The sequence below is a fragment of the Polaromonas sp. CG_9.5 genome, from assembly GCF_035984465.1.
Classification (GTDB): domain Bacteria; phylum Pseudomonadota; class Gammaproteobacteria; order Burkholderiales; family Burkholderiaceae_C; genus Polaromonas.
Genome location: NZ_JAXCHR010000001.1, coordinates 314,251 through 323,621 on the forward strand (window position 1 = coordinate 314,251; position 9,371 = coordinate 323,621).

Below are 9,371 nucleotides of genomic sequence, written 5' to 3' on the forward strand. Positions count from 1 at the left end.
AGAACCTGTTCGGCCGTCTTCAGCGTCGGACTGCTCTTCCTGCCGTCGCCAGACAAGCAGATTCAGGATCCTTGGTTCACGCTCATGGAAATTGTGATTCTCGCAATTGCACCCGCAATGGTTGCCTTCACGGCAGGCATCCACTTGGCCACATCTGCGCAGAGAAAACCGTTGGCACTGCTTGGCGTGATCTTCATGAGCCTGTGTGCCGCGTTCACTTCATCAGTTCGTTTAGGTATTGACGCTCAGCTGCCAGCGCGAGATGGCAGCTACCGCATGGGCAGCGGTGGTCTTTTCGATCACTTGGATGTCTATCGTCTACTCCGGACATTTTGGCGTGGGCCGTATTCTTTCCTCGGGGGCCTTGTTTGCTGCGTTTGCAGTTCCGGAGACTGGGCGCATGCGGTGGGTGCGCCAGCTGTTTTATGCGAGTTCTGCTCTTGCCTTGCTAGGGCTATTAGGTATACCGTTAGCGAACATGAACATCAGGAACGCCGGAGTCATTGGCTGTGGGGTTCTTCTCCCGGATTGCCGCTGCTCTGTATGGCATCAGACCCAAACAGTCAGGCAACACGGGGGCGGCCTGACCACTTTTTCGAGCTGATCCACTTCGGCATGCCGCTTCAGGCCTTGTCTGATTTTGGGCATCGCGTTGCGTCTGGCTTGAATTCCATGTGCCTTCGATTTGATTTGAAGGCTTTTGTGTCATTGAGACGTTTCACAAGGACCAAAAATGTACTCTCCAAAACTGATCGCAGCAACGCTGGTCTCATGCCTGCTCGGATGTACATCCGCTCTCGCAGCAGAGCCGACTCCTGCCAATGACGCCTTCAAACCCTTCAAGCTGGTCGGAGGCTGGGACTTCACAAGCATGAACAGCGGGCGCAAATACTCGGGTGATGTCCGGATTGATGTCAACACAATTGCGGCAAATGGCATCATGCAAGGAAAGGTTTCCTTGGACGGACGACAGACAAATGACTATTGCAGCACGCGTGGTGTCTTTAATGATGACCCGGTTGAGGCAGAAATTCGAAAGACATCCGTAGGCTACGACGTAGCGTTCATGCTGAAGTGCTTGAAAGGTGAAAGCCCTCGGGCTCGCCAATGGACACTTACGTGCGAGGGCGATACCTGCACCAGACCCGAGGTTGCTCCAAATGGCAACGGCATGCTCACAGTCAGACAAGTGGACTGACGACCCCTGCTACTAAATTCAAAACCCAAACCTTCAGTCTAATGAAGCGCCAACGGCAAGGCACCCAGCCTGTTCTGTGAAGCGCTGCATTTCTCCCAGTCCAGGCCAGGCATCCTTGGGTTGTCATCCGCTTGTCTTGAAGCTCGGCTCTTATGAAATCACCCGTTGTCCTTAGCGCCGGAGCACAGGCGGCATGCCGGTTTAGCAATTGCGCCAGTGTCAGCCCCGCAGCAGCCTGTTGAATGCTTTGCAGCAGATCATCCGGCGATGCGATTTCATGGAGTGGCGCGATCTCAAGATTCATGGCGCGATGATGAATCACTGCGCCAACGATGTGGCGCAGTTCTTTAGCGGTCGCGCCCAAACCGATGCTGTCAGGCATTCCCCGTACACTGCCTGCCCCACATCCCGCAAGGCCATTGCCATGTCCATTCCCATGTCCACTGAGGCCCCCGAAATCTGCGTCAAACAGTTCCGGCAGGTCTTGCTCTGGCCTTTGCGGCTGATGCCGGTGCAGGGCTCCGAAGGCCGGCATGCCAAGCCCTGGGAGTTGCTGGCAAGCATGGGCGAGGCATCGCCCTGGCGCGAGGTGGTCGATGAATACAGCCCGGGCAGCGGCCGCTTTCACGAGCGCCACTACAACGAGTTCGTCAGCTTTTTGCCTTATGTGCAGCGGTTTTTGTACGGCGAGGGGCGCAGCCAGCCCGGCGCGGTCGCCACCGCCGGCTCGCCGATGCGGGTGTTTCGCCGCAGCGATGTCAAGGGCCTGCGCGTCGTGACGCATCCGGGCGCGGCGCCCGTCATGCTGGACATCACGCATGTTGATCTGTACTTTTTTCTTGACCTGGATCTGGTGCTGCTGAACGTCGAAATCAGCGCCAGCGACCTGCCGCTGGTGCAGGCGCAAGAGCTGCTGTACCGCTTTGGCCGTGGCTACCCGGCCAGTTGGGACGCCGATGGCAACGCCCAGCACTGCCTGCTCAGCGCCGAATGGCTGGGCCAGGGCGGCCAGGTGCTGGCGCAGTCGGACGCCGGCCAGCGCGAGGTTTTCATGGCGCATGTCAGCCAGCACCGCGCGCCGCGCGTGGCCGCGCACTGGGCCTGGCTGCTCGAACCGCTGGTGGGCGACCACTCGGGCAAGTCCGGCAGCCTGCGCTACCGGCAGATCGAGTACTACCGCATGCCGCAACTGGCCTTTCTGGCCGTCGACCGTCCGCTTGACGTGAGCCGCAACGACTTCATCCGCCTGGCGTTGGTGCTGGGGCCACCCGACGCCACCGCAGACACCCGCACGCCTTACGCCGAAGCCCAGCCGGGCGACTTTGAAAGGCGCTTTTGCTACGACCGCTTCTGGGGCCAAGGCGGCGCCGCGCCCCACACGCGCTATTTGTGCAGCGGCCATAACCTCCTGGTGCTGGGCGATGCGAACAGCGCGTTTTTTGTCTGCCCGGAGCGCGGTGTGCTGGCGCAGTTCCGGCACCAGCATTTTTTGCTGTTTTTGATTGCCCATTTTCAGAAGGCGGCGCTGCTGATGTTCTCGGACCGGCTGGCCGAGGCGCTGAAAAACCTGGACATTGCCGACGCGGCCAGCGTGCGTGCCTTCAAGCGCACGATACGCGCCAGCTTTGCCAGTTTTTTGCGCTTCACGCACCGTTACTGGTTTCATGACATTTCCGAGCAAGGCCAGGTGCGCGCGCTGTTTCGCCTGTGCGCCGGCCACCTTGAGGTCGATTCGCTGTACCTTGAGGTCAAAGAACGCATCAACGAGATGAACAACTACCTGGACGCCGACAGCCTGCGCCGCCAGGCCAACACCGTCGTGCGCCTGACCGTGGTGACCATTTTCGGCCTGATCGGCACGGTGACGACGGGTTTCCTGGGCATGAACCTGCTGGCCGAGGCCGACGCGCCGATGGGCCGCAAGCTGTGGATTTTTGCCATCGTCTTTGTGCTGGCGCTGGTGCTGACGTTCTACACCATGGCCAAGTCCAAGCGCTTGTCGGACTTTCTGGACGTGCTGTCTGACGAGCGCGCCACGACCTGGCAGAAATTTACCGCGCTCGGGCTGGTATGGCGGCGAAACGCCGACTGAACGGCTTGAAATGGGCGTTATTTAAGTAAAAAAAGCCTGTAGCGCATGTCCTGCCTGCGCTGCAAGCTATCAAAAAAGAAGCATTAAAGCCACACCCGGACGCTTCGCCACCATCCAACCGGCGGCGAAGCGTCCGTTTTAAGTCCCGTCTAAGCTGTACGCCTCAGACTGTGCCACTTCAAGGAAACGCCCATGCGCTTACTGCTGGTTGAAGACGACGCCATGATTGGCGAGGCGGTGCTGCAAGTGCTGCGCGCCGAGCACTACGCCGTGGACTGGGTGCGCGACGGCGCCATGGCCGACGCGGCGCTGAAAAGCGAGCAATACGACCTGGTGTTGCTCGATTTGGGCCTGCCCAAACGCGACGGTCTGGACGTGCTGCGCGCCCTGCGCCAGCGCCGCGCCACCGTGCCGGTGCTGGTCGCCACGGCCCGCGACGGCGTGGCTGACCGCATCGCCGGGCTGGATGCCGGGGCCGACGACTACGTGCTCAAACCCTATGACATTGACGAGTTGCTGGCGCGCATTCGTGCCCTGCTGCGCCGCAGCGCGGGCCGGGGCGAGCCGGTGTTTGAACACAAGGGCGTCAGCCTGAACCCGGCGACGCGCGAAGCCACGTTGCACGGCCAGCCGGTGTCGCTGTCGGCGCGGGAATGGGCGGTGCTGGAAGCGCTGATCGCCCGCCCCGGCGCGGTGCTGTCGCGCGCGCAGCTCGAAGAAAAGCTGTTCAGCTGGAAGGACGACATCAGCAGCAACGCAGTCGAGGTCTATGTCCACGGCGTGCGCAAAAAACTCGGTAACGACTTCATCCAGACGGTGCGCGGGCTGGGCTACGTGGTGCCCAAGGAATGAAAACGGTGCATGACGGCCACAGCGCCGGGCCGGCCCAGCCCAACCCAGCCCCGTCCGCACGAAGTGCAGCACATGAAGTGGCAAGCGTGGGGGCGCATTCCCTCAAGCGGCGCTTGCTGGGGTTTATTTTGGTGGCCATTTTGCTGGCTGCCGTGGTGCAAGCCGTGACGGCTTACCGGGGTGCGCTGCGCCAGGCCGATGCGCTGTTTGACGACCATTTGCAGCAGACGGCGCTGTCGCTGCGCGGCGGTATTCCGCTGGGCCTGCCACCGGACGGGCCACCCGAAGACGCAAGTTACGACCTGTTCGTACAGATCTGGGGCCAGGACGGCACGCAGATTTTTCGCTCCAACCATTCGGCGCTGCCGCCGCGCGCCGTGCTGGGTTTTTCAGATGTTGAGGCGCACGGCAACCGCTACCGGGTGTACACGCTGCAAACGCCTTTGCAGACGGTGCAGATTGCGCAAGACCTGAGCGCGCGCACCGCCCGCGCACGGGCGTTGGCGCTGCGCGCCGTGCTGCCCTTCGCCTGGCTTACGCCGCTCTTGATGCTGGCGGTGTGGTGGATCATCAGGCGCTCGCTGGCGCCCATCGAGCAAACGCGCCGCGTCGTCGCCAGCCGCGCCGCCAATGATTTTTCGCCGCTGGAAGATGTCGGCTTGCCCGACGAAGTGCGGCCGCTGGTCGATGAACTCAATTTGTTGTTTGGCCGTGTGCGTCAGGCGTTTGAAGCGCAGAAAAACTTTGTCGCCGATGCCGCGCACGAACTGCGCTCGCCGCTGACCGCGCTCAAACTGCAGGCGCAGGCCTTGCGCCGTGTGGATGCCGACCCGGCCGCGCGCGAAGCCGCTGTCGCGCGGCTGAATTTGGGGCTGGACCGCGCCATCCGGGGCGTCGAGCAGTTGCTGCTGCTGGCGCGCGAAGAAGCCGGTTCGGCCCAGGCGTCGGATGCGGCCGAGCCGGTGGATCTGCAAAGCGTCATCACGCTGGCCGTGGCCGATGTGCTGCCGCAAGCGCGGCTCAAAAACATGGATCTGGGTCTGGCCGACAGCCCCACGGCGCAGCAAATGCCAACGCTCAAGGGACAGCCGGAAGCCCTGCGCATCCTGCTGCGCAACCTGCTGGAAAACGCCGTCAAGTACACGCCGCCGGGCGGCCAGGTCGATGTGTCGTTCGATGTGCAGCAAGGCCAGCCGGTGCTGACGGTCGAAGACAGCGGGCCGGGTATTGCACCGGAAAACCGCCCGCGCGTATTCGACCGTTTTTTTCGCGCCAGCGATACGGCGCAGGAAGCCGGCAGCGGACTCGGGCTGGCGATTGCGCGGGCCATTGCCGACCGCCACGGCGCGCTGCTGGTGCTGGGCGACTCGGAACGCCTGGGCGGGCTGAAGGTCGAAGTGCGCTTTGCCGCGCCGCTTCGGGTTTAAGTTTCGTCTAAGCCTGGCTGTCCATAGTTCATTGCATCGGCACCAACGTGTGCTTTTTGTCAATGCAAGGAATACCGCCATGAAATCCGCTTCCCTGAACAAAACCGGCCTGGTCGTTGCGCTGCTGGCTGCGGGTGCCATCGGGGGTGCCGGTGTCGGCGCTTTCAATGCTGCGCATACCGCGGCCAATGCCGCCATGTCGCCGCCTGCCCTGGTGGCCAGCGCCACGGCCAACCCAATGGCGCTGCCCGACTTTTCGCAGATTACCGAACGCTACGGCCCGTCGGTCGTCAATATCAGCGTGATCGGCACCAGCAAGGTGTCGAATGATTCGCCGTTGGCGCAGGACGGCGGTGACGACAGCCAGGACGACCCGCTCAATGGCCCGCTGGGCGAATTGCTGCGCCGCTTCCAGCAAGGTCAGGGCCAGCATCCGGGCGCGGGCCGGGGCGGCCAAAGCGCGCCCCAGGAAATGCCCACGCGCGGCCAGGGTTCGGGCTTTATCGTCAGCGCTGACGGCATTATTTTGACCAACGCCCACGTCGTACGCGGTGCCAAGGAAGTCAGCGTCAAGCTGACTGACCGGCGGGAATTTCGCGCCAAGGTGCTGGGCGCTGACGCCAAGACCGACATTGCCGTGCTGAAGATCGAGGCCAGCAACCTGCCCGTCGCCAAACTGGGCAAAACCAGCGAGCTGAAAGTCGGCGAATGGGTGCTGGCCATTGGCTCGCCGTTTGGTTTTGAAAACACCGTGACGGCCGGCGTCGTCAGCGCCAAGGGCCGCTCGTTGCCTGACGACAGCGCCGTGCCGTTCATCCAGACCGATGTCGCCATCAACCCCGGCAATTCGGGCGGCCCGCTGTTCAACACGCGCGGCGAGGTGGTCGGCATCAACTCGCAAATCTACACCCGCAGCGGCGGCTACCAAGGCGTGTCGTTTGCCATCCCGATTGACGTGGCCAACAAGATCAAGAACCAGATCGTTGCCACCGGCAAGGTCGAGCATGCGCGCCTGGGCGTGTCGGTGCAGGAAGTCAATCAGGCGTTTGCCGACTCCTTCAAGCTCGACAAGCCCGAAGGCGCGCTGGTGTCGTCGGTTGAAAAAGGCAGCCCGGCCGACAAGGCGGGCCTGCAGTCAGGCGACGTGATTCAGCAAGTGAACGGCAAGCCTGTCGTGTCGTCGGGTGACCTGCCGGCAGTGATTGGTCTGGCCTCACCGGGCGACACCGTCAAGCTGAGCGTGTGGCGCCAGGGTGCGTCGAAAGAGCTGAGCGCCAGGCTGGCCAATGCCGACGACAAGGCCGCTCAGGTCGCCAGCAAAAAAGACGCGCCCGGCCAAGGCAAGCTGGGGCTGGCGCTGCGTCCGCTGCAGCCTGACGAGCAGCAAGAAGCCGGCGTTGACAGCGGCTTGGTGGTGCAGCAAGCCAGCGGCCCGGCCGCGATGGCGGGCGTGCAGGCGGGCGATGTACTGCTGTCGATCAACGGCGTTCCCGTGAAGAACATCGACCAGGTACGCGCCACCGTGGCCCAGTCGCAAAAATCAGTGGCGCTGCTGATCTTGCGCGGCAACAGCAAGATTTTTGTACCGGTCAATCTGGGCTGAACCGGACGCGCCAGGGCCCACTGAAAAAGGCGGACTCAATAGTCCGCCTTTTTTTACGTCGAATCTTGCCCGGCCACTGCAGAGCGTGACAAATTAATCGGCTACGCTTTACCTCCTGACCAGGAGTTAACGTGGCCCGAATTTTTTCCCCCTTAATCGCAGCCTTTTTGGCTGCCACCGCCCTGCAGGCGCAAGCCCTGCAAATCACCAGCCTGTCACCGCAGGGGGAGATTTCCCAGGTGCGGCAAGTCGTGGCCAAGTTTGACGGCCCGGCGATCAACTTCGGCGATGCCAAAGCGCCTGCGCCGCTGGCCGTGCGCTGCAACGACGCGCAAGCCGCCAAAGGCTCGGGCCGCTGGATCAGCGACAAGGAATGGGCCTTTCAATTTGAAAACGACCTGCCGCCGGGCGTCAGCTGCGCTGTCAGCGCTGACTCAAGCTTCAAATCAAGCGCTGGCGCACAGCTGACGGGCACTACCAGCTATAAATTCAATAGCGGTGGGCCTTTCGTGCAAAGCCTGCGGCCCGGCACCTACCAGCCGATCGACGAAGAACAGTATTTCGTGCTGCGGCTGAACGGCCCGGCCACGCTGGCCAGCCTGCAGAAAAACGTCTGGTGTTCGGTCGAAGGGCTGGGCGAGCGCGTTCCGGTTCGGCTGATTGACGGCGCGGAACGCGACAACCTGCTGAAATCGCAAAACCTGGACAAGGCCGCCGCCAAAGACCCGTTGCGCATTGCCACGCTGGCCTGCAACCGGCGGTTGACGCCGGCCACCAAAATCCAGCTGGTCTACGGCAAAGGCGTCGCCACCCCCAGCGGCATCGCCAACAGCACGGAAAAGCGCTACGACTTCACCGTGCGCGAGCCGTTTACCGCCAGCTTTAGCTGCGAGCGCGAAAACGCCCGCGCGGCGTGTTTGCCGATTCGCCCGATGCAGCTGAGCTTCAATGCGCCGGTGCCGCGCAAGCTGGCCGAAGCGATTCGCCTCAAATCAGGCAGCGCCGACATCAAACCGACCTTTGAAGCGCCGGCGGGCGAAGGCGACAACCTGGTCAACGAGATTTCGTTCAAGCCGCCGTTTGCAGAATCCACCCCGTTCACGCTCGAACTGCCCGCAGGTTTCAAGGACGCCGCCAATCGGCCACTGGTCAATGCCGACAGTTTCCCGCTCAAGGCAGCGACCGGCGCCATGCCGCCGCTGGCCAAATTTGCAGCGGCACCTTTCGGCATTCTGGAGCGCTTTGCCGAGCCGGACACCCAACCGGGTGACCCGGCGCTGCTGCCGGTCACCCTGCGCAATGTGGAAGCCGCTTTGCAAGCCAAGGCCTTGACGGCCGGCCAGGTGAGCGACCTGCAGCCGCGCAGCGACGCCGACATCATTGCCTGGTTTCGCAAGGTGCAGCGTTATGACGGCTACCAGATAGCGCGCAAAACCGCCAAAGCCGACAGCAAAAAGCCGCTGCCCAAAGTGCTGGAAGAGTCCGACAAAAACTATGTGCAGTCGCGCATGGTGTCGCTGCTGGGTGGCCAGCCGGGCGTCAAGACGCTGGACTTGCCCAAGCCTTCAGCCCCCGAAGGCGGCGCTGCACCCAGCCCGGCTTTGCGCCCGTTTGAAGTCATCGGCATTCCGCTGTCGGCAGGCTTTCATGTGGTGGAAATTGCCTCGCAGGCACTGGGCACCGCATTGCTGGACGACCGCCACGGCGCAAACCGCACGATGTACGTGCGCACCTCGGCGCTGGTGACCAATCTGGGCGTGCATTTCAAGCTGGGCCGCGAAAACGCGCTGGCCTGGGTCACCACGCTCGACAAGGGCGCGCCCGTGGCCGGTGCCGTGGTGCGCGTGTCCAGCTGCGATGGCAAGGTGCTGGCCACCGCTACCACCAACGAAAAAGGCATTGCGCAATTCAGCGACTTGTCGTCAGAACCACCGCGCTGCAGCGACGACGAAGGCGGCAGTGCCTACTTTGTCAGCGCCCGCGCCACCGCAGGCGGCATCGAGGACATGAGCTTTACCTGGAGCGACTGGCACAAGGGCATCGAGCCGTGGCGCTTCAACGTGCCCACCAGCACCGACCCGGTGCCGGACACGCGCGTCCACACTGTGGTGGTCTAATTTAAAAAGACACAACGATAGGTTGTCAAAACGAAACGGCAACTTACGTGAACAATTCCAAATCCAGAAGAGTCTTTGACCC

The 9,371-nt window shown here is 62.4% G+C and carries 6 protein-coding genes and 1 pseudogene; 6 read left to right on the forward strand and 1 reads right to left on the reverse strand.

Annotation, left to right across the window (positions count from 1 at the left end):
• Positions 1 to 733: 733 nt before the first annotated feature.
• Positions 734 to 1,198, forward strand: a complete 465-nt coding sequence (locus tag RCH06_RS01430; protein ID WP_327079641.1) for a hypothetical protein — start codon at positions 734 to 736, stop codon at positions 1,196 to 1,198.
• Here RCH06_RS01430 and RCH06_RS01435 read toward each other — a convergent pair.
• Entirely contained in the window at positions 1,182 to 1,580 is a 399-nt protein-coding gene (locus RCH06_RS01435; RefSeq protein ID WP_327079642.1) for a hypothetical protein, read from the reverse strand. The two genes, RCH06_RS01430 and RCH06_RS01435, sit on opposite strands and share 17 nt — an antisense overlap.
• 42 nt (positions 1,581 to 1,622) lie before the next feature.
• Between RCH06_RS01435 and RCH06_RS01440 the strand changes: the two genes are divergently transcribed.
• From RCH06_RS01440 to RCH06_RS01460, 5 genes and pseudogenes are all read left to right on the forward strand, one after another.
• Positions 1,623 to 3,290, forward strand: coding sequence for a CorA family divalent cation transporter (locus RCH06_RS01440; RefSeq protein ID WP_327079643.1), 1,668 nt, complete (start codon positions 1,623 to 1,625; stop codon positions 3,288 to 3,290).
• Positions 3,291 to 3,482: 192 nt separating this feature from the next.
• Positions 3,483 to 4,142, forward strand: coding sequence for a response regulator (locus tag RCH06_RS01445; protein WP_327079644.1), 660 nt, complete (start codon positions 3,483 to 3,485; stop codon positions 4,140 to 4,142).
• A complete protein-coding gene (locus tag RCH06_RS01450; RefSeq protein WP_327079645.1) occupies positions 4,139 to 5,569 on the forward strand; it encodes an ATP-binding protein in 1,431 nt (476 codons plus the stop codon). Before RCH06_RS01445 ends, RCH06_RS01450 begins: the two co-directional genes overlap by 4 nt.
• 79 nt (positions 5,570 to 5,648) lie before the next feature.
• Positions 5,649 to 7,172 (forward strand): DegQ family serine endoprotease, encoded by a 1,524-nt coding sequence (locus tag RCH06_RS01455; RefSeq protein ID WP_327079646.1) that lies wholly within the window; start codon positions 5,649 to 5,651, stop codon positions 7,170 to 7,172.
• Positions 7,173 to 7,303: 131 nt separating this feature from the next.
• A pseudogene (locus RCH06_RS01460) lies at positions 7,304 to 9,280 on the forward strand (alpha-2-macroglobulin); the annotation flags it as partial.
• Positions 9,281 to 9,371 lie beyond the last annotated feature (91 nt).

Bases quoted from the DNA above. Each gene is read 5' to 3' on its own strand.
- RCH06_RS01430 (WP_327079641.1), top strand. From the start codon at position 734: ATGTACTCTCCAAAACTGATCGCAGCAACGCTGGTCTCATGCCTGCTC.
- RCH06_RS01435 (WP_327079642.1), bottom strand. From the start codon at position 1,580: ATGCCTGACAGCATCGGTTTGGGCGCGACCGCTAAAGAACTGCGCCAC.
- RCH06_RS01440 (WP_327079643.1), top strand. From the start codon at position 1,623: ATGTCCATTCCCATGTCCACTGAGGCCCCCGAAATCTGCGTCAAACAG.
- RCH06_RS01445 (WP_327079644.1), top strand. From the start codon at position 3,483: ATGCGCTTACTGCTGGTTGAAGACGACGCCATGATTGGCGAGGCGGTG.
- RCH06_RS01450 (WP_327079645.1), top strand. From the start codon at position 4,139: ATGAAAACGGTGCATGACGGCCACAGCGCCGGGCCGGCCCAGCCCAAC.
- RCH06_RS01455 (WP_327079646.1), top strand. From the start codon at position 5,649: ATGAAATCCGCTTCCCTGAACAAAACCGGCCTGGTCGTTGCGCTGCTG.